We start from the raw sequence: 20,248 nt of genomic DNA, 5'->3' as shown, positions 1-20,248 counted from the left end.
AGAACCGATGAATTTTTTTCAAAAGTTAAACCACGCCATTAGTCAAAACCAGACTCTACTTGTCCTCGGTTTAGATGCTAACCCCGAAATGATGCCCTCCACCCCGGGAGAATTAATCGTTAATTTAGAACAGTGGCTCAAGTTTATTATCGATGAAACTGCCCCTTTTGTCTGTGCCTACAAACCAACTTTAGGCTTTTATCAAGCTTTGGGAGCGGCAGGGTTAGAATTATTACAGCGAATTTTAACGGCAATTCCCCCTCATATCCCGGTCATTTTGGATGCTAAACACGGCGATATTAATACTAGCAGTATTTTAGCCGAGACTATCTTTAAAACTTGGCAGGTGGACGCGGTTACTCTCAATCCCTACTCCGGACAGGATCACGTTGCTCCTTTTTTAGTTTACCCCGAGCATGGCGCTTTTATCCTCTGTCATACTTCCAATCAAGGCGCGATTAATCTGCAAGAATTCCCCAGTCGCGATAATCCTTTTTATCTGCAAGTTGTCAAAGAAGCTTGCACTTGGGGAACTCCCGAACAAGTATTTTTAGAAGTGGGAACTACTCAACCAGAGATATTGAAAAGGATTCGCAATTTTGCTCCCGAAAGATTGATTTTATTACGCAGTATTTGGGAAGAAAAAAGTCAATTCTCCGAGTTAATTACTGTGGGTTTAAATAGTCATGGCGAGGGTTTATTAATTCCTGTACCCCAAGACTTTTTATCTCAACCCGATTTGGGGGCAAAAGTCAAGGATTTACGAGAGGAAGTCAACAAAATTCAACAAAATCACCAGCAAGAATCGAGCCAAGATGATACTTGGACTGCTAACGTTTGTCTTTTAAAACAACATCCTCATCAGGATTTAATTCTACAATTATTTGATATTGGCTGCTTGATGTTTGGCGACTATGTGCAAGCATCGGGAGAAACTTTTTCCTATTATATCGATCTGAGAAAAATTATCTCTAATCCTAATATTTTTCAGCAGGTAATTGAAGCCTATGGAGAAATATTAAAAACCTTGACATTTGACCGCATTTCTGGTATCCCCTACGGTTCTTTACCTACAGCTACGGGTTTATCTTTATTATTAAATCATCCGATGATTTTCCCCCGCAAAGAAGTAAAAGCTCACGGCACAAGAAGAGTAATTGAAGGTAATTTTCAAGTGGGGGAAACCGTGGTAGTAGTGGACGATATTTTAATTTCTGGCAAAAGTGCGATCGAGGGGGCAGAAAAGATTAAATCGGCGGGATTATTAGTTAATGATATTGTGGTTTTTATCGACCATGGTGGCCCTGTTAAAGATAAACTTCGTAGCCATGGTTATCAACCTTATTCGGTTTTAACCCTAGCAGAAATTACCGATACTCTCTACGAAGCGGGAAGACTGACAGAAGCAGAATATAGCTGTTTTTTAAATCGCTCCCATTGATATTTAGGGTTTGCGGCAAAAAGTAGGGGCGAAGCATTCGGATAGAATATCTAGGGTTTCACCGATAGGTTATTGCCCGAATGCTTCGCCCCTACAGGACGCGGGCCGATGAAGAGGCCAGGTTTTGAACCACGATTCTCTCAAAATCTTGCACCTGTGGGAGCGAAACAGAACCCTAAAACCCTTACCTCGTCTATATTTCACATTTATTCAGCAAGCTCTACTTAGTTTCTAGCCTTCTTTTTCGGTAGGAGAATCGCCGAATCCTTTCTTGGAGCCTTTTGCCTTTTGCCTGTTGCCTGTTGCCTTCAGAAGCTGATCACTGATTACCGATCACTGGAAATTGTTAAGAAACTTGACTGCGTAAGACCTTTAAGGGATTGAGGAGCTTACCTTCTTCCTTTTCCTCAAAAATAGTTAAATCTTCGGGTTTACAACGTTTTATATGCAATTTAATCCCCTGCGCTCCTTCTGTTTTCAAATCTTCTTCGTAACCAGCTTGAGCGACTTCAGCCTCGTCTTTAGCGAGAAAAGGACCAAAATAATAAGTACATCTGGGATAGTCGGTTTTAATCTCGACCCAGTAGGCTAATCCGAACCTTTCGAGTAAGCTAATCAAAAATTCTTTCATTTCGTTCCCCATCTAAATCTACTCTGGTGGTTTTGTTACGTTTGTTTACATTTCGCAAACTTCCTTCCTATTCTATTTATACTTTCTCCTTTTGGCTATTGGGAGTGTCGAAAAATACAGATTTTCAGTCGGGGGAATTTTGCCAGCGTTGCCGGTAAACCTCGTAAAGAGCCATAGCCGCCGCCACCGAAGCATTGAGACTGGGGGTTTTGCCTGCCAAGGGGATAGATACCAACTCATCGCAGGACTTTTGGGCCAACAGACTCAAACCCTCTCCCTCCGAACCTACCACCAATCCTATCGCACCCGTTAAATTGATTGTGTGTAAAGATTTACCAGTTTTTGCCGCCGTGCCGTAGAGCCAAAAACCGGCCGCTTTTAATTCCTCTAAAGCACGATTGAGATTAACCACCCTAGCGACGGGTAAATATTCCAGGGCCCCCGCCGCCACTTTCATCACCGTCGATGTCACCCCAGCGGCGCGACGTTGGGGAATAACTACCCCCTGACAACCCATAGCTTCGGCGGTGCGAATGATTGCCCCAAGGTTATGGGGATCCGTAATACCTTCAGCGATGACGATGACGGGGTGGCGACTTTTGCCCTTAGCTTTTTCGATCAGATCGGCTAATTCGATATACTCATAGGGAGACATTTGGGCGGCGATCCCCTGATGATTGGCCTTACTGGTAATCTGATCGAGACGGAGATCGTCCACCTCATCAATTACCGTGCCGTTGGCTTTGGCTTTTTCCAAAAGGGTATGATAACGGGGATCGTAACGGAGTCGATTGACTACCCAAATCCGATTCAGTTGGCGCTCCTCCTCCATGGCCGTTAAAACCACCCGGCGACCGTAGAGCAGATCATCAGCTTCTTGGTTTTCTGGAGTTACTGTCGGGGATTTAGCCAGAATTGGCCCAGTTTTTGACCGCGAGGGCCGGCGAAAATTACTATTATCGGACTTGCTACGAAATGGTCGATCGCTCATGATTGCATGGATTAATAAAAGGGGGTCGGGAATAATAGTTAGTAAAAGTATAGTCAAATATAGACAGACTCAATTCCATTGCAGAAATTCCCTTCACTTTTACTTCGAGAGATTAATTCTCCTTGGGTGAACTACGCACCTCTCTATCCCATAGCAGTTAAACGCATTTGGGAATGCTTTTCGTAAAATACCTGAGGGCTATAATTCTAGTTTTTCTAATAGTTGATGTAATCTTGAGGGGTCTTGTAGATAAAGATAGCCGAACAGGGTTTCTAAACTGCTGGCCTGCTGATAGACTTGGGCTGTCAGACGACGACGTTTTCCCGTGACCGCATTGCGTCCCCGGCGCAGAATTTCTTTTTCTTGGTCCGTCAGATAGGGCTGCAGTTGCGCTAAATCTAAAGCCTGTTGTTCGGCCCTGACTTTGCCCACCACCTGAGCGTGATAGTCTCCCAGACGCTGGGGCGGCAGTAAATAATAGGTGCGGATGTATAATTCATAAACAGCATCCCCCAGATAGGCCAGAGAAGCGGGCGATAATCGGTCAAGACCCTCTAGGATTGGTGAACCCTGGCCACTGACCTGTAAGCGAAGTTTTTCGAGAGGAGATTCCACGATTTACGCTTTTTCTAGATATTCGATCGCCGCTTCCAGGGTGGATCGCAGGGAAAAAAACTTCTCCAATCGCACCAGTTTTACGGTTTGAGTTACCCGCGCATTGGTAACAATTTGTAAACTGCCCCCTTCGGTTTTGGCCTTTTTCACCAATTTTACCAAAGCCCCTAAACCGGAGCTATCGATAAAATCAATCTGAGCCAGGCTAATAATCACATCCTTAGGACCCTGCTCCACATAGCCTTCGATCACCTTACAAAAAGTCGGTTCGGAAAAGGCATCTAAAAGACCCGTCAAACGGAAAATTTGGTACTTATCTCTGACCTCGCGGGTGCCTCGCAAGCTGACAGTCAAGTTAATTGCTTCTGGAATAATCGCCTCCTAGCTCTAGAGCCGTAAAAATCAAAACCCTAGTATATCCTAAAAATTTACGCCCGATCCTTTTTTGCTTGCCGCATTAAATCAACAAATTTGCCAAACAGATAATCGGCATCGTGGGGGCCAGGACTGGCTTCGGGGTGGTATTGCACCGAGAAAAAGGGCAAGGACTTGTGTTTTAAACCCGCTACGGTGCGATCATTGAGGTTGAGATGGGTAATCTCCACTTGCGGATTTAAAGAGGCTTCCTGCACGGCAAAACCGTGATTCTGACTGGTAATTTCCACCTGTTGCTGCAGTCCACAGGGTTGATTTAACCCGCGATGGCCAAATTTCAGTTTAAAGGTTTCTGCCCCTAGGGATAGGCCTAAAATTTGATGACCCATACAGATGCCAAAAGTGGGTTTTTCCCCTTGCAAAAGTTGCTTGGCTAGGGCAATACCTTCGGTGACAGCCGCTGGATCTCCCGGTCCGTTAGAAAAGAAAATACCATCGGGATTATAGGCGGCGATTTTTTCCGGGGGAGTGTCAGCGGGAACCACGATCACCCGACAACCGTAGCTGGCTAAACGCCGGAGAATATTGCGTTTGATGCCAAAATCGATCGCCACCACCGTTAACGGTTCTTGATCGCTATCAATTGGCGCAAATTCCCAGGCGGACGGAGTGGGAGTCGTCCATTCGTACACTTCCTTGGTGGTTACTTCTTTGACGAGATTTAATCCCGCCATACTGGGGGCCGCCTGCACCAGCCGCAGTAAATCGTGATAATCGAGTATTTCCGTGGAAATTGCCCCATTCATCGCCCCAACCGAGCGAATTTTGCGGGTCAGGGACCGGGTATCGATGCCATAGATGCCAATAACATGATGAGCGGCCAGATAATCCGGTAGAGATTGGCTAGAACGCCAATTACTGGGCCGGTGGCAGATGTTTTTGGCGATCGCTCCTTTCACCTGGGGACGAATTGACTCCTCATCCTCGGGGTTAACCCCCGTATTTCCCAATTCTGGATAGGTAAAAGTGACGATTTGACCAGCATAACTGGGATCGGTGAGGACTTCCTGATAACCGGTCATCCCCGTGTTAAAGACAACTTCGCCGACGGTGGTTCCCTTGGAGCCGAAGGAATAACCCTCGTAAACTGTACCATCGGCCAGAACTAATAAGGCTTTTTGACTAGCAGCACTGGATATCATCGTCAATTTTTTAATCTTGAGTAGTGGTGAGAAACAGAAGTCAAGGATAGACTAGAACAGGGACTAGAAAACGAATTGCTTAGTTTTAATTGGCTAGAGCGTTTTATGATTAAGAGTACATCCGCTCAAGGACAACAGCCTCCCCTGACTAGCCATCGGCAAAATCCTATCGCTTAAAAAATAACTATATAAGTAATATGAGTCCAAGAAAACTGACTGATGCCACGAAAAAAGAAATTCTTAAGCTTTATCGGGAAACGGAGGCCACCACTTCCACCTTAGCCGAGCGTTATGGAGTGAGTAGTTCTACGGTCAGTCGTTTTCTCAAAAATTCTTTTTCTGGCGAGGAATACGAGCAGTTAATCCAGAAAAAACGCTTGGCCCGCAATGGTCGCGGCCTTGAGGAGGAGGAGCCAGCAGCGGATCTACCAGAAAAAGCGATCGAGGTGATTAGTGTTCGGGCAGCCCAAATCGCAGCTAAGGATGAGCAGGCTTTTGAGCCACCGATCGCTTCTGTGGAACAATTAACCCTGTTAATGGATACCGTTTACCCGCCAGAAGCAGATAATCCAGAAGATACAGAAATTAATGGCGATAAGACCCTAGAAACCGCTAATTTAAGCGAGTTTTTCGTCGAAGCTATCGAGGAAGAGGAGGAAGAAGATGAGCTTGACGAGGATTGGGATGAAGAGGAGGATGAGGATGAAGATGAGGAGGAGGGGGAACTAGCGGACAGCTATTTAGGCCCGACTATCGTTAAAACCGCCCAATTACAGATCTTACCCCTCTCGGCGGCGGCTTTTCCCAAAACCTGTTACTTGGTCATCGATCGTGCTGCCGAATTAATCACCCGTCCCCTCAAGGATTTTGCCGAATTGGGTAAGGTTCCCCCTCAGGAAATCCAGCAGCGCACTCTCCCCATCTTTGAAAGTCATCGCATCGCTCGTCGTTTCTCCAAGCGCAAGGAAAAAGTGATTAAAGTTCCCGACGGTCGCCTGATCGAAAAAGCTCACGCTCAACTGGAAGCGAAAGGGATCACCCGTCTGCTCATGGATGGTCGTATCTACGCTTTAGAGTAGGGAATTAGCGGGTTAGCAGGGTGTGGGGTGTGGGGTGTGGGGTGTGGGGTGTAGGGTGTGGGGTGTAGGGTGTGGAAAGAATAAATAAAAATAATCTCCTGTCTCCTGTCTCGGAGTCTCCTATTTAAACAATAGATAAGTTTTTTAACAAGAGTAGTGTTAGATACTAATTACCCTATGGACTGGGGTAGAATTGGAAAAACCAGTCCAACTGTTTTAGCCAAGCTACTTAACTATGATGAAAATTAACTTGCTGTTCGCGTTATCTTCTCTTAAAAAATCGAAAAAAAACTTTACATAAACTCAAAGGAGGGCATCGTAAATTGCTCATCTAAAAGCAGAGTGAGTTATCGGACAAAGTTTTTAGGTGCTTTTGTTGATTACTTCTTAACCACCATCTTATAAGTAGAAGAAGGGAGATGAAAGTTAATCAGTTACTAAGACTCTACGAACAAGGAGACCGGGATTTTTTAGCCATTGACTTGATGAGTCTAGATCTACAACAAGTGACTCTAATCGCTGTCAATTTTGCTGCGGCCAATTTGCGCGGAACTAATTTGAGTCGCTCTTTTTTGACTAAATCAAATCTGCGGGGAGCGAGTTTGAATTGGGCGAATTTAACCTATGCCAAATTAAGTCAAGCGCAATTAGTGGAAGCGGACTTAACCAAAGCCAATCTCACCGGGGCCTTTATGGTACAGGCAAACCTGCGTAACTCGCGCTTAAGTGGGGCGGATCTTTCCCATGCTAATCTCCGGGGAGCGAATTTATGCGGGGCGAATTTATGCGGGGCGAATTTATACTTAGTTAATCTCTTGGAGGCAACCCTAGATAAAGTCAATCTCAATTGGGCCAATTTGCAGGAAGCGCGGTTAAGTGGGGCTAAATGTCGTCAGATTTCCGCAAGGGAAGCCAATTTTAGGGGCTCTTTTCTGAAAGAGGTGGACTTTCAAGGGGCCAATTTAGAAAGGGCTAATTTTAGTGAGGCACGTCTGACGGGTAGTGATTTACACGGGGCCAATTTAGCGGGTGCTAATCTAGCGGGAGCGCGTTTACAACAGGTAAATCTACAGGGAGCGGACTTGAGGGGTGCTAACTTGACGGGGACTTGTTTTGAGAGTGTCACTGGTTGGACAGAAACCGCCCAAGAAGATGATATTTTTCCCCTAGACTGGTTTCAGCCCCGTTTTGCTACTTAAAAGTCAATATATCTTCCGAAAGCCCGTCCTTTTCCTATCAATTAACGATTAGCTGGAGTGGTTAATCTTTGGTTAGGAATGGGGATTGGGGGAGCATTATTCGGCTCATCCTCGAAGAGTAAAGTAGGGGGAGGAGGAGGAGTGGTAGCGCCGGGAGATGCTGCTGGAGATGGACTGGGATTAACGGCAACGGGGGGACTTTTCGGAGTGACGACGGGTGCGGGAGAGCTAAAACCGAGGAGAGCTTTGCCAAAGGGAAAAACATTTCTCCAGCGTTGAATATTGGGATGACCAAACCAATCTTGACGGGATACCTTCACCGAGAGGAGAGGTGCGATCGCCCCTGATTTTTCGGCCGTTATCAATAAATCAATTTTATTAATACCCTGTTGTTGATTAAAACGACTGATGATAGTTTTCTCGGCTAATTGCGATGCTCTAGTCAATAATGCTTCGTAGGATTCTCCCTGTTGAACTGTGATGGGAAGATTAACAGTGGATTGAGCAAAAACCACGTCAACGGCGATAATTCCCGTCAGCAGCGTTAAAACAGTAATAGACTTGTACATAGGACAGACGGTTAAACAGTCACTCCCTGGTTAGGGTCGGGATCTTCCCTGTTAGAGTTCCCCGATCGCTTTCTTAAATTACCATGATCGATCTCTGGCCACAATGGAATTTTTTCGGTAGCGTAATCGTCCTTAGTCCCTAGCAATAGGCAATAGGGGAATACTTAGGGCTGGCTGAATAAATCTAAAAACTTTGTTGGATAATATCTTTAGGCTTTTTTCAAATCAAACAGTGCCGGCCATTGGAGTGATCAGAGGGAAAATTCAGGGACTTTTTCCCTGAAAATGGGTAAAACCCCACACCAACGCCAAACTTTTTCAGTATAACCTAATTATATTTGGCCTTATCGACCAGAGGTTGTTAATTATGACACAAACTAGCGAAACCGTTACCTATTCTCTCGAATCTGTCCTAACAAGGATCGAGAGTAAAATCGACAATCTCCAAAGAGATGTTAATCAAAAATTTGACAGTCTCCAAAGACATATGGATCAGAAAATTGACAATCTCCAAAGAGATGTTAATCAGAAAATTGACAGTCTCCAAAGAGATATGGATCAAAAATTTGACAGTCTCCAAAGAGATATGGATCAAAAATTTGACAGTCTTCAAAAAGATATGAATCAAAAATTTGACAGTCTCCAAAAAGACGTTAATGATTTAAAGGTGGAAGTCACAGAAACCAAGGGAGATATTAAAACTCTTGACCAGAAAGTCGAAAGAATAGATAAACGACTGGAAAAAGTTGAAGATAGTTATGCAATCCTAGTTAAAGATATTGCGGACTTAAAAGGGTTTAAATCCCTGATTATCCCCATGGTCGTAGCTTTTTTAAGTGCCGTGGTAACTTTAGGATTGCGCGGCTTTTTTCTTGGTAATAAACCTTAATTTTTTATGTCAAGAAAGTAGTTATTTGTAAGAGGTTGTTAATTATGACACAAACTGGCGAAACCGTTACCTATTCTCTCGAATCTGTCCTGAAAGAAATTAAAGATAGCATTAAAGAGGTTAATCAGAAAATTGACTCTCTCCAAAGAGATGTTAATCAAAAATTTGACAGTCTCCAAAGAGATATGGATCAGAAAATTGACAGTCTTCAAAGAGATGTAGATGAGAAAATCGACAATCTCCAAAGGGCTATGGATCAAAAATTTGACAGTCTCCAAAAAGATGTTAATCAAAAATTTGACAGTCTCCAACAAGATGTGAATGATTTAAAGGTGGAAGTCACAGAAATCAAGGGAGATATTAAAAATCTTGATCAGAAAGTCGAAACAATGGATAAACGACTGGAAAAAGTCGAATCTAGTTATGCAATTCTAGTTAAAGATATTGCGGACTTGAAAGGGTTTAAATCCCTGATTATCCCCATGGTTGTAGCTTTTTTAAGTGCCGTGGTAACTTTGGGATTGCGCGGCTTTTTTCTTGGTAATAAACCTTAATTTTTTATTTCAATAAAGTAGTTATCTGTAAGAGGGTTTTAATTATGACACAAACTAGCGAAACCGTTACCTATTCCCTTGAATCTGTCCTGACAAGGATCGAGAGTAAAATCGACAATCTCCAAAGAGATGTGAATCAGAAAATCGACAATCTCCAAAGAGATATGGATCAGAAAATCGACAATCTCCAAAAAGATGTTAATGATTTAAAGGTGGAAGTCACAGAAATCAAAGGAGATATTAAAACTCTTGATCAGAAATTTGAAACAATGGATAAACGACTGGAAAAAGTCGAAGATGGTTATGCAATTCTAGTTAAAGATATTGCGGACTTGAAAGGGTTTAAATCTCTGATTATTCCCATGGTTGTGGCTTTTTTAAGTGCCGTGGTAACTTTGGGATTGCGCGGCTTTTTTCTTGGTAATAAACCTTAAATATATCAAGGAATATTGTTATCATCAAGTTTATTTTTTACTCTACCAATAAAATCTATGAGTTTTTGTATTAATCCTCATTGTCCCAAACCGAAAAGTATCACGGAGAGTCGTTACTGTCAATCCTGTGGTTCCGACTTGCTTTTAAATGGTAAATATCGAGTCACAAATTTATTGAGTGCCAAAGGTGGATTCGGTAATACCTATGAAGTGATAGATGAACGTAAAATACCTAAAGTGTTAAAAGTTCTTACCTACGATTCTAGCAAAGCTATTGATTTATTTCAACAGGAAGCCAATCTTTTAAAACAATTAAATCACCCTGGTATTCCCAAAGGAGAAAACTATTTTATTTATCATCCCCGGGAGAGTCAAACTGCTTTACACTGTTTAGTCATGGAGAAAATTGCTGGTATTGACTTAGAAGAACATCAAAAACAAAGAGGATTTAAACCGATTGATTATAATCTCGCTTTGGATTGGTTAAGTCAGTTGGCTAATATTCTCCATGAAGTTCATAAACATAAATTCTATCATCGTGATATCAAACCCTCTAATATTATCTTAAAACCCGATGGTCAATTAGTTTTAATTGATTTTGGGGCAGCGCGACAGGTGACTAAAACCGTCCTAGCAGGAGGCAAAAATACGGGAATTTATACCCCCGGATATGCTCCTCCTGAACAATCTCTTGGTCACTCTGTCCCCCAATCAGACTTTTATGCTTTGGGCAAAACTTTCGTCTTTTTGTTAACCGGTAAAGAACCCAGTGACCCGAAAATTTATAATATTAATACAAATGAATTTAACTGGCGTAAATATGCACAAAATATCCCTTCTCGATTAGCAGATTTTATCGATAATTTAATGGCAGAAAAACCTATTGATCGACCGAAAGATACCAAAACTTTGCTAAAAATTATTACCGATATTAAAGCCAATCCCCATCAAACTAAAAAAACTAAAAATTCTCCTCCTGAAAAACCTAAAATTATTCCTATTCCCAATCCTGCACTTATTTCTTTACTCGCCGCAATTTCTCCCAGTTATGCTGGGTTTTGGCTCCGTTTCAAAGCTTCTTTAATTGATTCTTTTATCGTTTTTATTATCGCAGCTTTATTAGGTGGTTATATCTGTTTTCGCTTACAACAATGGTCAACTTTTCAAGATTTAAATCTTAACTTTGATATTCCCAAAGAAATCTGGGTTTACTATGCAGCAGGATTAAGTGCAGCCGGAACAACAATTTTTGGTTTTGCTTTATTTATAGCGGCAATTATCTATAATATTCAAGCCAAAATTAACTTTACTCACGAACATATTGCCATTCTGACTGCTCTTGGTTTAGGAATAGTTATTAAATGGTTATATTATGTTTTCTTAGAATATCTTTTTAAAGCCACTATTGGTAAAATGTTTTTTGATTTATCCGTCACCGATAGCCAAGGCCGACGCATATCTTTTGCAAGAGCAAATCGCCGCTACTTACTAAAATATCTCTCCACTGCTCCCTTATATTTGGGCTTTTTACTGGCAGCCTGGACAAAGAAAAAACGCGCCCTTCATGACATGATTTCTGGTACACAAATCCGCAAAAAAAAGTAACCAGATACTAAATAGGATAAGATTAACTACAATAGGGACAAGATATTCCTGCTCGGTAATTGGGGGACTGTTTATCTTTTTCATCGATGGGATGACCGCAAGCGGGACACATTTCATAATGTCCTACCTCTAGATTAGCTGTTAGTGCCACTCTTTGATCAAAAACAAAACATTCTCCTTGCCAAAGACTCTGATCGGGACTAACTTCTTCTAAGTATTTCAAAATACCTCCCTCTAGCTGATAAACTTGAGAAAAGCCTTGATTTAATAAAAAAGCTGCCGCCTTTTCACAACGAATTCCCCCCGTACAAAAAAGAGCTATTTTTTTATCGTTAATACTATCAAAATTTTCCTGAATATACTCAGGAAATTGGCGAAAATGCTGGATTTCTGGGTTAAGCGCTCCCGCAAAAGTACCGATCGCCACTTCATAATTATTACGAGTATCGATCACTACCACGTCCGGCTCTTTCAGCAATTGGTTCCACTCTTCAGTTTTGAGATAAATTCCTGTGTTTTCGAGAGGATTAGCCTTGGGTTGACCAAAAGTCACAATTTCCTTTTTTAAGCGAATTTTTAAGCGTTGAAAGGGCAAATAATCACAAACAGACTCTTTCACCTCTAGATTAGCTAAACGAGTATCGGTTTTTAACCAACTAATCACTTCAGCGATCGCTTGACGGTTCCCGGCGATCGTTGCGTTAATCCCCTCGGCTGCCAGAAGAATAGTTCCTTTAATTCCTCTTTCTTGGCAGTATTTTTGTATTTCTGGCTGTTTTTGACGATAATCTGACAAAGCCACAAACTGGTAAAAAGTGGCGACTAGATAAGACATGGCAGGCAAGGGAAAAATTAACTTGTAATATTTTTCACTATAGGTTATAATAACGAGAGTGTCTCAAAAACCAGATCGGGGGTTTAGCTCAGTTGGTAGAGCGCCTGCTTTGCAAGCAGGATGTCAGCGGTTCGAGTCCGCTAACCTCCATAGTCATGACTGATTCCTCTTTGCTTGGTGATTAGCTCAAGTCTTCTTGGGGAGACAATTAGCTAGGGTTTGCTGAAAAAATCTAAAAACCTTGTTGGGTAAGACTTTTAGACCTTTTGTCAATCAAAAAGTACCAGGTATGGGAGTGATCGGGGGGAAAATTCAGGGACTTTTTCCCTGAAAATTAGGTAATTGACCCCCTCAAAATCGGTAAAACCCTACACCCTACACCCCACACCCCGCACCCTGTCCCCACCAACAAACTTGTTCGGCAAACCCTAATTACTAAATGATGTCTCGTACCTATCAAGCTACTGGAATCAATCTGCAAGGAATGGCCTTCGGAGAAGCCGATCGCCTCTTAACTATTTTGACCGCCGAGTATGGTTTAATTAGAGCCATCGCTCCAGGTGCGCGCAAGTATAAATCTTCCCTGCGAGGTAGAAGTGAACTATTTGTGGTCAATAATCTGTTGATAGTCGCAGGAAAATCCCTAGATAAGGTCGTTCAAGCTGAAACTATCGAATCTTATCCCAAATTAAGTCAAAATCTCGCCAAACTAACCGTTAGTCAATACCTCTGTGAACTGGTTTTGGCGATCGCCCTGAGCGAACAACCCCAGAGGGAATTATACGAATTAATCTGCAGCCATCTGGCCAGAATTGAAGTCCTCGACGAGAATGAATACATACTTCCCTACCTTTGTCAAGCAATTTTTCATTTCTTAATAATTGCCGGCTTAGTGCCGCAAGTCCATAACTGCCTGTTGACGGGAAAAGCTTTAATTGGGGACAATTGCCTAGGATTTAGTTTCGAGGCAGGGGGAATAATAGATCTAGCTGCCCTAACAGAAACAATCAACCCGCCCAAAATCGATAGTAAACTGACGCGGCAAGAACTGCAATTACTGCAATGCCTAGGAAAAACAGATTTTCCCCCAGAAGAAAACCTTACCTCAGAACTAGCTTGGATTAACCTCGATCGTTTGCTGCGTCGCTATACTCAATATCATCTGGGAAAAACTTTTCGCTCCTCGGCATTAGTTGAGGGTTTATCTCCCTTAGAATTTTAAACAGATAGCAAAAATCATCATAATGCAACTGTTTGACTCAGAAACTGACGACGCTACGTCCAGCGCCTCCCCCACTCCTGTTTTTAATTCTTCCGATTCCTCACCGAGGCAATCCGACGCAGAAACCATGAACCGCTTGCCTAAACGTGCGCCCAAATCCAATCCTAGTCAGGGTTTTGCCCCAGTGCTAAAAAACCCGCGCTTTCTCATTCTCTGGGCGGGGGGAATTTTTTCCCAATTAGCGGATAAATTCTATTTAGTCCTGATGATCTCCCTAATTGCCACCCATTACCAAGAAGCCGATCAATCGATTAGCGGCTGGGTATCGGCGATAATGATTGCTAATACAATTCCGGCGGTGTTAGTGGGTTCGGTGGCGGGTGTATATGTTGATAGATGGTTAAAAAAACAAGTTTTAGTTATTTCTAACCTTTTACGCGGGGCTTTTGTCCTCGTCATACCCCTATTATTATGGTTAGTGCGCGAGCAAACTTTAGCGGTTCCCCTCGGTTGGTTGCCTGACGGTTTAAGAAATTGGCATTACCGGCTACAAGGAGAATTTAATTTACCCTTCGGTTTTTTCCTGTTGTTAGTCATTACTTTTCTTGTCTCCACCCTAACCCAATTTTTTGCCCCCGCCGAACAATCTACCCTGGCATTAGTAGTAAAACGTCGTCATCTTCTACCCGCTAATTCCCTCAGCACTTTAACCACCATGGCGGTATTAATTATCGGTTTTGCCATCGGTGAACCTCTATTAGCTTTTGCCGATAGCATTTTCGGCACTAGAGCCGGACAATTTGATATTGGCAAAGTGATGATTGTCGGTGGTTTTTATATAATTGCCGGTTTAATTCTAATTATCCTGCGAACTAGCGAAAAATATATTATTCCTACCGCAGAACAGCCCCATGTTTGGGAAGATATCCGCGACGGCATTCGTTACCTCAACAAAAATCATAAAGTTCGTAACGCCCTAATTCAATTAGTCATCTTATTCTGTATTTTTGCTGCTCTATCAGTATTAGCCGTCAGTATGGCGGAAAAACTACCCGGGTTAAAAGCTTCTCAATTCGGCTTTTTATTAGCCTCCTGTGGTGCAGGAATGGCAGTTAGTGCGATTACTTTGGGTTATTGGGGCCAAAAATTCTCCCACACCCAATTAAGTCTCTGGGGTTCTCTGGGTATGGCGGCAGCTTTAATCGGTTTATCTTTAGCAACAAAGAGTTTAATTTTAGCCTTCGCTATGACCGCTTTATTAGGGATTTTTGCCGCTTTAGTCGGGGTTCCCATGCAAACTACCCTACAGGCAGATACACCCCCCGAAATGCGCGGTAAAGTCTTTGGTTTAGAAAACAATGCCGTTAATATTGCCCTCTCTTTACCCTTAGCTGTTGCGGGTATCGCCGAAACTCAATTCGGACTCCGACCGGTACTATTAGCTTTAGCAGTTATGGCAGTTATCGGCGGTGGTTTTACTTGGTATGTTTCTGGCAATTTATCTAAAGATTAGCGGAACTTTTCAGTTATCAGTTATCAGTTATCAGTTATCAGGAGTCAGTTATCAGGAGTCAGTTATCAGGAGTCAGTTATCAGGAGTCAGGAGTCAGGAGATTGCCTTTATTTATTCTCCTATCTCCCCCGCAAAGAAGCGGGCGTTGTCAGATCAGAATATGAAGAATGAATTGCGACACAACGAGAGCCTTACTGTTAAAGCGTTTTCAAGTCTGCTCTGATGCGCCATCATCTTCAAACTTGACAACGCCACTAAACGGTTGTACGAACAGGGTTATCAACGAGAGGATATTCTCAACCTCTTTAAAATAATAGAAAACGGGTTTCTTAAAGAAACCCGTTTTCTGGATAATCCTAAGAGTGAGCTAACCCGCTACACTTTTGTCAACTTTTATTGATTTAATGTCCACTTTTACCGTAAGTATTGTCAAGTAACCTTAAACTTGTTAGAATCAAAGAGTTGTTATTTTCTGGTAGTCATTCACCGATGAGATTAGTTAAGATGATATTACATGACTAATAATGTTGATCATGATCGCTTATTTAAGGAATTGATTTCCACCTTTTTTGTCGAATTTATTGAGTTGTTTTTTCCTGAAGTAATGAATTATTTAGACACAGACTCAATTACTTTTTTAGACAAAGAAGTATTTACCGATGTCACGGAAGGAGAAAGGCATGAAAGCGACTTAGTAGCACAAGTTAGGTTTCGCGGAAAAGAATCTTTCTTTCTGATTTATGTCGAGGCGCAGGAAAGTTCTCGAAAGTGGTTTAACCGGCGGATGTTTACTTATTTTGCTCGCTTTCATGAGAAATTTGTCTTACCGATTTATCCGATTGTAATTTTTTCTTACTCCCAGCCCAAAAAAGAAGCAATTAGTCAGTATGTAGTCGATTTTCCCGATTTTAAGGTGTTAGAATTTAACTCTGAGAGCTGAGAGGGGGACAAGCGAGCTAGAAGGTAGATAGGGCAAGCGATATCGCTCTTTGTCCTTTGATGTAATCCTTCAACCGATAGCGGCTAATTTGCATTAGCTCTTCTATATTTTTTTGGGAACATTTGATGTAGCTGGAGCCAATGATAGAGATGTTGACCCACATAAAAACTGCTGTGTCTGCGTTGACCTTTATATCTTGTTTCAGGTCTTGTGACATATTTTTGGATTCCCATATCCTTAATTTTTTTACCTTGCATTGTGGCACTTGTAGAGGCGATAGCTATAACAATTATCAGCTTTGATAGGTATTGCGGTGCTAATTGAGAACCTTCTAAGCTATAGCCTCCCGACTTAAAATCTCGAAACATATCCCCAATATCAAATCTTTTTTGATCGGCAATTATTGCCGTCTCTAAATCTCCAAAGTTAGTCAGAATATACCAAGGTTCTTTTGTTTGAAAACCCCAGTAGTTTTTTTCCACTTACCCGCTAAGTTAAACTCGACAAATCCCTGCTCTTTTGTAATATTGACATCCTTCAAAAATAGTTTAGTTCCTGGACTTAAACCTAACTCTCTCATTTCTTGATAAATTCATTCTTTTGTCTTGACATTTGTACTTTGTTTTTGTCTTAAACAAAAGTACAAACTCTTTTTCTGAAGACACTTTCTAAGACTGACCGAGCAAAATTCTCTATCTCCTAACACCACTATTTTATGACCTGATAGCACCGTCAATATTTTCGCCAATACTCGCTGCTGTTCTTCGAGATTACTACTTCCTTTTTTATCTAATATCTACCAATATATTGGCATGGCTTTTTTGTTATAAATCAAACTCACCATCAAGATATTAATTGCTCCCCAACTCGTCCAGTCTATGGCAATATATACTAATCCTTTTGTTGTGAATCTCTGCTGCTGTTTTAACAGCTCTTTTAGGCAGGGAAACCAGATTTTTTCAATATTCAGAATTTCCAGCTTGAAAAATCTTTTTAGTTTTTTTCTCCGACTCTCAAACAGGATTGGTATTGGTAGTGCTTCTGCTAATATCTCTAACTTAGCTTGCTTTAGTATTTGCAAGGTTCCAACTATCATTAACAACAGTAGATATCCGGCTCGCCCCAGTTCATTCTCTAAGACTTTCTGGTATTGTAAAGTATGAAGCGATCGAATCTGGTAATATTGCTGCGGTGCTAAAACTGAAGCATCGTAGGTAAGATTTAATAATCCGAAACCGCAAAAAACCACTATTAGAAAGGAGACAATTAAGAACAATTTTTGCTTAAACAGCATCGGGATTAAAAACGGTGAGCTAAAAAAAATAAATTCCCCGTCCGGGACAGGGAAAAAATCTATCTTGATCAACAAAACAATTAATCCAAAAATCCCATTAAAGTTTCGGGATCATCGATTTCATTGGAAGCAACGGGACGATTACCCATGACTGTATAAGTTTCGCTAATGTGCAGATGACTGAGAGCAATCGGACGATTGCCAGAAATCGCTAGAGTGCTGCTAACTTCCATACCACTAGAGCCGACAGGACGCAATCCACCTACGGAAGAATAGGTACTAACCACTTTCAGATGGCTAACTTCTACGGGACGGCCTCCGGGTAACATTTCATCTTCCGTGAAGTGAAGATGGCTAGTACCAACAGGACGATTTTCGGGTAAGCGATGTTCGGGTTGATAGAATTTTAAGGCTTTGGAAGCCGATTCAGCGTTGTTTTTCACCGAAAGGGCGACCACTTCTTTATCTTTGGCGGTTTTAGCCGTAGTAGCTTTACCGCGTGTGCTGGTCTTTTCTTCTGTAGTTGCTGGGGTTTGAGTCCCGTTCGTTTCTAGATTTTCCACCGTCATAACCTGATACTCCTTTCCGTTAATAGCTTCGGAGAAACGATAAGATTTAAGTTTAGGGTATTCTCGAAGACTTTTAATCTTTTTTTAAAATCCTCTCTAATATTAAGATACATCTTTCTTTCCCCAAAACCCTATCAGTGTTGGTAATTTGATTGATAATTTATTTTGCCTGTTCTCTACACCTAGCCGCTAATGACCGCTTTTCAACTACAAGCACCCTTTCAACCCACCGGGGATCAACCGGCAGCGATCGATAAATTAGTAGATTCCCTGCAAAACCAGCATCGTTTCCAAACCCTCTTGGGGGCAACTGGCACCGGCAAAACCTTCACCATTGCCGCTGTGATCGAGAAAATCGGCAGGCCTACCCTTGTCCTAGCCCATAATAAGACCTTGGCTGCCCAATTATGTAACGAATTGCGGCAATTTTTCCCCAATAACGCCGTGGAATACTTTATCAGCTATTACGACTACTATCAACCGGAGGCTTATATTCCTGTCAGCGATACCTACATCGAAAAGAGTTCTTCAATTAATGATGAGATCGATATGCTGCGCCATTCAGCCACGCGCTCGCTGTTTGAACGCAGGGATGTGATCGTCGTCGCTTCCATTAGTTGTATTTATGGTTTGGGAATGCCGGCGGAATACCTGAAAGCGGCGATTTCCTTAACAGTTGGTCAAGAGTTCGACCAAAGGCAATTATTACGGGCCTTGGTGTCAGTGCAGTACAATCGCAATGATTTGGAGTTAACTCGCGGCCGTTTTCGTCTCAAGGGCGATATTTTGGAAATTGTTCCCGCTTACGAGGATCGGGTTATTAAAATTGATTTTTTTGGCGATGAGATTGAAAGTATTCGTTATCTCGATCCCCTGACGGGGGAAGTTTTGCAAAAATTAGAGCGAATTAGTATTTATCCGGCCCGTCACTTTGTTACCCCGGAGGAACGTTTAGAGGTAGCCTGTCGGGATATTAAAACCGAGTTAGATAACCGTTTATTGGAGTTAGAAAAAGCGGGCAAATTACTGGAAGCGCAACGTTTGGATCAACGGACTCGTTATGATTTAGAAATGTTGCAGGAAGTGGGTTATTGTAACGGAGTAGAAAATTATTCGCGGCATTTAGCGGGTAGGTTAGCGGGGGAACCGCCGGAATGTTTGGTGGATTATTTTCCTCAAAATTGGTTATTAGTTGTGGATGAATCTCATGTCAGTGTGCCGCAGATTCGCGGAATGTATAATGGCGATCAATCACGAAAAAAAGTTTTGATCGATCACGGGTTTCGTTTACCCAGTGCTGCGGATAATCGTCCTTTGAAGTCGGAAGAATTTTGGCAGAAAGTTAATCAATGTATTTTTGTTTCGGCCACTCCGGGAGATTGGGAATTAGAACAGTCAGAAAATCACATTGTTGAACAAATTATCCGACCGACGGGAGTTTTAGACCCAGAGATTTTTGTGCGACCAACCGAGGGACAAGTGGATGATTTATTAGGGGAAATTAAGGAGCGAGTGCGGTTAAATGAACGGGTTTTGATTACCACTTTAACCAAACGCATGGCCGAAGATTTAACCGAATACTTGCAAGAAAGGGGAATTAAAGTTAGATATCTACATTCAGAAATTCAATCAATTCAACGGATTGAAATTATCCAAGACCTGCGAGAAGGGGTCTTTGACGTGCTGATCGGGGTGAATTTGCTTCGCGAGGGGTTAGACCTGCCGGAAGTGTCTCTAGTGGCGATTTTAGACGCAGATAAGGAAGGATTTTTAAGGGCTACCCGCTCTTTAATTCAAACTATCGGCCGGGCTGCTCGTCATATTCGCGGTCAGGCAATTCTTTACGGAGATAATCTCACCGATAGTATGATTAATGCGATCGAAGAAACTAAGAGACGGCGAGCTATTCAAGAGGAATATAACCAAAAACATGGGATTATTCCGCAACCGATTGTTAAAAGGTCGAGTAATTCAATTTTGGCTTTTCTGGATATTTCCCGTCGTCTCAATTCCCAACAATTAGAGCAGGTTTATGAGAATATAGAAGAACTTTCTTTAGAACAAATTCCCGAATTAATTCAACAACTAGAAGCGCAAATGAAAGAAGCGGCGAAAAATCTAGAATTCGAGGCAGCGGCTAAATATCGTGATCGGATTAAGCAATTGCGAGATAAATTATTAAATCACGTTAGATAAACCTATGACTAGATTTATTCATGACCAGTTTGCTAAAGATTATCTCGAAGAATTATTATCTTCTCTGGGAGAAGTAAAATCGGCACGGGTTGTAC

The 20,248-nt window shown here is 42.1% G+C and carries 20 protein-coding genes, 1 tRNA gene and 3 pseudogenes; 13 read left to right on the top strand and 11 right to left on the bottom strand.

Annotation, left to right across the window (positions count from 1 at the left end; all coding sequences use genetic code 11):
- Positions 1 to 7: 7 nt before the first annotated feature.
- Positions 8 to 1,441 carry a bifunctional orotidine-5'-phosphate decarboxylase/orotate phosphoribosyltransferase gene (locus tag IM507_RS17390; RefSeq protein WP_069475127.1) on the top strand — a complete coding sequence of 478 codons (1,434 nt, stop codon included), beginning with the start codon at positions 8 to 10 and terminating at the stop codon, positions 1,439 to 1,441.
- A gap of 346 nt (positions 1,442 to 1,787) precedes the next feature.
- Here the strand turns inward: IM507_RS17390 and IM507_RS17385 are convergent, their stop codons facing one another.
- From IM507_RS17385 to carA, 6 genes and pseudogenes are all read right to left on the bottom strand, one after another.
- Positions 1,788 to 2,084 (bottom strand): DUF1816 domain-containing protein, encoded by a 297-nt coding sequence (locus tag IM507_RS17385; RefSeq protein WP_004158539.1) that lies wholly within the window; start codon positions 2,082 to 2,084, stop codon positions 1,788 to 1,790.
- Between the two features lie 112 nt (positions 2,085 to 2,196).
- On the bottom strand, positions 2,197 to 3,063 hold the full coding sequence (gene rlmB / locus IM507_RS17380; RefSeq protein ID WP_002733719.1) for a 23S rRNA (guanosine(2251)-2'-O)-methyltransferase RlmB: 867 nt from the start codon (positions 3,061 to 3,063) through the stop codon (positions 2,197 to 2,199).
- A gap of 99 nt (positions 3,064 to 3,162) precedes the next feature.
- Positions 3,163 to 3,252 (bottom strand): annotated as a pseudogene (locus tag IM507_RS23720) (IS200/IS605 family accessory protein TnpB-related protein); the annotation flags it as partial.
- 9 nt (positions 3,253 to 3,261) lie between these two features.
- Entirely contained in the window at positions 3,262 to 3,678 is a 417-nt protein-coding gene (locus IM507_RS17375) for a Mini-ribonuclease 3 (protein WP_002734315.1), read from the bottom strand.
- 3 nt (positions 3,679 to 3,681) lie between these two features.
- Entirely contained in the window at positions 3,682 to 4,032 is a 351-nt protein-coding gene (locus IM507_RS17370) for an STAS domain-containing protein (RefSeq protein WP_002733056.1), read from the bottom strand.
- Positions 4,033 to 4,106: 74 nt separating this feature from the next.
- Positions 4,107 to 5,255 (bottom strand): glutamine-hydrolyzing carbamoyl-phosphate synthase small subunit, encoded by a 1,149-nt coding sequence (gene carA, locus IM507_RS17365; RefSeq protein WP_002731566.1) that lies wholly within the window; start codon positions 5,253 to 5,255, stop codon positions 4,107 to 4,109.
- A gap of 197 nt (positions 5,256 to 5,452) precedes the next feature.
- On the opposite strand from carA, the gene IM507_RS17360 reads away from it, so the two are divergent.
- A complete protein-coding gene (locus tag IM507_RS17360; protein WP_002734017.1) occupies positions 5,453 to 6,334 on the top strand; it encodes a helix-turn-helix domain-containing protein in 882 nt (293 codons plus the stop codon).
- Between the two features lie 419 nt (positions 6,335 to 6,753).
- Complete coding sequence (locus tag IM507_RS17355) at positions 6,754 to 7,533, top strand: pentapeptide repeat-containing protein (RefSeq protein ID WP_287637400.1); 780 nt, start codon at positions 6,754 to 6,756, stop codon at positions 7,531 to 7,533.
- A 41-nt stretch (positions 7,534 to 7,574) separates the two neighbouring features.
- Here the strand turns inward: IM507_RS17355 and IM507_RS17350 are convergent, their stop codons facing one another.
- Positions 7,575 to 8,102 carry a hypothetical protein gene (locus tag IM507_RS17350; RefSeq protein WP_002734671.1) on the bottom strand — a complete coding sequence of 176 codons (528 nt, stop codon included), beginning with the start codon at positions 8,100 to 8,102 and terminating at the stop codon, positions 7,575 to 7,577.
- Positions 8,103 to 8,469: 367 nt separating this feature from the next.
- Between IM507_RS17350 and IM507_RS17345 the strand changes: the two genes are divergently transcribed.
- Genes IM507_RS17345 through IM507_RS17330 form a run of 4 tightly spaced genes read left to right on the top strand, consistent with a single transcriptional unit; the run spans position 8,470 to position 11,584 of the window.
- The gene (locus IM507_RS17345) at positions 8,470 to 8,991 is read left to right on the top strand and encodes a hypothetical protein (RefSeq protein ID WP_287637399.1); all 522 of its coding nucleotides are present in this window, start codon (positions 8,470 to 8,472) and stop codon (positions 8,989 to 8,991) included.
- Between the two features lie 44 nt (positions 8,992 to 9,035).
- Entirely contained in the window at positions 9,036 to 9,545 is a 510-nt protein-coding gene (locus tag IM507_RS17340; RefSeq protein WP_042790277.1) for a lipolpp family protein, read from the top strand.
- A 44-nt stretch (positions 9,546 to 9,589) separates the two neighbouring features.
- The gene (locus tag IM507_RS17335; RefSeq protein ID WP_002732724.1) at positions 9,590 to 9,979 is read left to right on the top strand and encodes a coiled-coil domain-containing protein; all 390 of its coding nucleotides are present in this window, start codon (positions 9,590 to 9,592) and stop codon (positions 9,977 to 9,979) included.
- A gap of 57 nt (positions 9,980 to 10,036) precedes the next feature.
- Positions 10,037 to 11,584, top strand: a complete 1,548-nt coding sequence (locus tag IM507_RS17330) for a protein kinase domain-containing protein (protein ID WP_287637398.1) — start codon at positions 10,037 to 10,039, stop codon at positions 11,582 to 11,584.
- 22 nt (positions 11,585 to 11,606) lie between these two features.
- Here IM507_RS17330 and trhO read toward each other — a convergent pair whose 3' ends face one another.
- Positions 11,607 to 12,419 (bottom strand): oxygen-dependent tRNA uridine(34) hydroxylase TrhO, encoded by an 813-nt coding sequence (gene trhO, locus IM507_RS17325; protein ID WP_002733376.1) that lies wholly within the window; start codon positions 12,417 to 12,419, stop codon positions 11,607 to 11,609.
- A 77-nt stretch (positions 12,420 to 12,496) separates the two neighbouring features.
- On the opposite strand from trhO, the gene IM507_RS17320 reads away from it, so the two are divergent.
- From IM507_RS17320 to IM507_RS17305, 4 genes and pseudogenes are all read left to right on the top strand, one after another.
- Positions 12,497 to 12,569 (top strand) — tRNA-Ala (locus tag IM507_RS17320).
- 289 nt (positions 12,570 to 12,858) lie between these two features.
- Positions 12,859 to 13,641: a DNA repair protein RecO gene (gene recO, locus IM507_RS17315; RefSeq protein ID WP_002732991.1), complete on the top strand. Its 783-nt coding sequence runs from the start codon at positions 12,859 to 12,861 to the stop codon at positions 13,639 to 13,641.
- 22 nt (positions 13,642 to 13,663) lie between these two features.
- The gene (locus IM507_RS17310; RefSeq protein ID WP_002733864.1) at positions 13,664 to 15,154 is read left to right on the top strand and encodes an MFS transporter; all 1,491 of its coding nucleotides are present in this window, start codon (positions 13,664 to 13,666) and stop codon (positions 15,152 to 15,154) included.
- A gap of 514 nt (positions 15,155 to 15,668) precedes the next feature.
- A pseudogene (locus IM507_RS17305) lies at positions 15,669 to 16,082 on the top strand (Rpn family recombination-promoting nuclease/putative transposase); the annotation flags it as partial.
- A gap of 95 nt (positions 16,083 to 16,177) precedes the next feature.
- On the opposite strand, the gene IM507_RS17300 reads toward IM507_RS17305, so the two are convergent.
- The 3 genes from IM507_RS17300 to IM507_RS17290 all read right to left on the bottom strand — a co-directional run bounded on the left by IM507_RS17300 (position 16,178) and on the right by IM507_RS17290 (position 17,957).
- Positions 16,178 to 16,576 (bottom strand): hypothetical protein, encoded by a 399-nt coding sequence (locus tag IM507_RS17300; protein ID WP_002734667.1) that lies wholly within the window; start codon positions 16,574 to 16,576, stop codon positions 16,178 to 16,180.
- A 314-nt stretch (positions 16,577 to 16,890) separates the two neighbouring features.
- Complete coding sequence (locus IM507_RS17295) at positions 16,891 to 17,388, bottom strand: hypothetical protein (protein WP_256094068.1); 498 nt, start codon at positions 17,386 to 17,388, stop codon at positions 16,891 to 16,893.
- 80 nt (positions 17,389 to 17,468) lie between these two features.
- Entirely contained in the window at positions 17,469 to 17,957 is a 489-nt protein-coding gene (locus tag IM507_RS17290) for a hypothetical protein (RefSeq protein WP_002733480.1), read from the bottom strand.
- A gap of 192 nt (positions 17,958 to 18,149) precedes the next feature.
- Between IM507_RS17290 and uvrB the strand changes: the two genes are divergently transcribed.
- Together uvrB and IM507_RS17280 are read left to right on the top strand one after the other, a co-directional pair.
- Positions 18,150 to 20,153 (top strand): excinuclease ABC subunit UvrB, encoded by a 2,004-nt coding sequence (gene uvrB, locus IM507_RS17285; protein WP_002732244.1) that lies wholly within the window; start codon positions 18,150 to 18,152, stop codon positions 20,151 to 20,153.
- Between the two features lie 4 nt (positions 20,154 to 20,157).
- Positions 20,158 to 20,248: pseudogene (locus IM507_RS17280) on the top strand (flagellar assembly protein H); the annotation flags it as partial.

It is taken from the genome of Microcystis sp. M20BS1, assembly GCF_020245305.1.
In the GTDB taxonomy this organism is placed as follows: Bacteria; Cyanobacteriota; Cyanobacteriia; order Cyanobacteriales; family Microcystaceae; genus Microcystis; species Microcystis ichthyoblabe_A.
Note: the sequence above shows the minus strand (reverse complement) of the source record. Positions and strands in the feature narration are given on the sequence as shown.